At 62.5% G+C, this 677-nt stretch carries 1 protein-coding gene; it reads right to left on the bottom strand.

Annotated elements, in window-relative coordinates; all coding sequences use genetic code 11:
• Nucleotides 1-139: 139 nt before the first annotated feature.
• Complete coding sequence (locus ACYVDE_RS25205) at nucleotides 140-397, bottom strand: hypothetical protein (RefSeq protein ID WP_460504258.1); 258 nt, start codon at nucleotides 395-397, stop codon at nucleotides 140-142.
• Nucleotides 398-677: the final 280 nt, after the last annotated feature.

Raw genomic sequence — 677 nt, 5'->3', positions numbered from 1 at the left:
CAGTGGCGGGGCCGGCCTGGGCGGACGGCGTTTGGGCGAAGCCGGGGCGGCTGAGGCCCGCCAGCAGCAGAAGGAATAGCAGTGGCCGCATGTGCTTGCATTGGCCCAGCGGCAACGGTGCCGGGGCGGCGCAAGGACTTTAGAGGTTGCCCGGCAGTTGCACGCGGGCCAGGTATTCGCCCAGCCCGGCGGGCTTCTGGAACACGTGAATGAACAGCACGGCTTCCTCGCCGCGGCTGCGCCAGGTTTCGGCGTAGTAGCCTTCCACGGCGTAGAGCACGAGGTCGAAGCTGTCCTTCTGGCGCTCGGCCAAGCACGTGCCGTGCCGGGCCAGGTAGTCGAGCTGGCGGCGCTGGTGCAGGGCTTTGAAGGCGGTGATGGTCAAATCAATGAGCAATGAACAATTGGCAATGAGCAATTGAAAAGGGCGAATGAGCAAAAAAGGGTTCCTACATTGCCGCCAATTGCTCCTTAAAAGTAATTGCTCATTGCTAACTGTTCATTGCTCATTGATTTGAACAAATTCCGTTTTCCGCACCCGCTGGTGCTCATTTGCGGCTTCATCCTGCTGGCGGCGGGGCTGAGCTACGTGCTGCCGGCCGGCGAATTCACCCGCCACCTCGACGCCGAAACCGGGCGGCAGGTGGTGGTGGCCGGCTCCTACCACGCCGTGCCGG

The sequence above is a fragment of the Hymenobacter agri genome, assembly GCF_054778495.1.
This window is presented reverse-complemented; position numbering and strand designations above follow the sequence as displayed.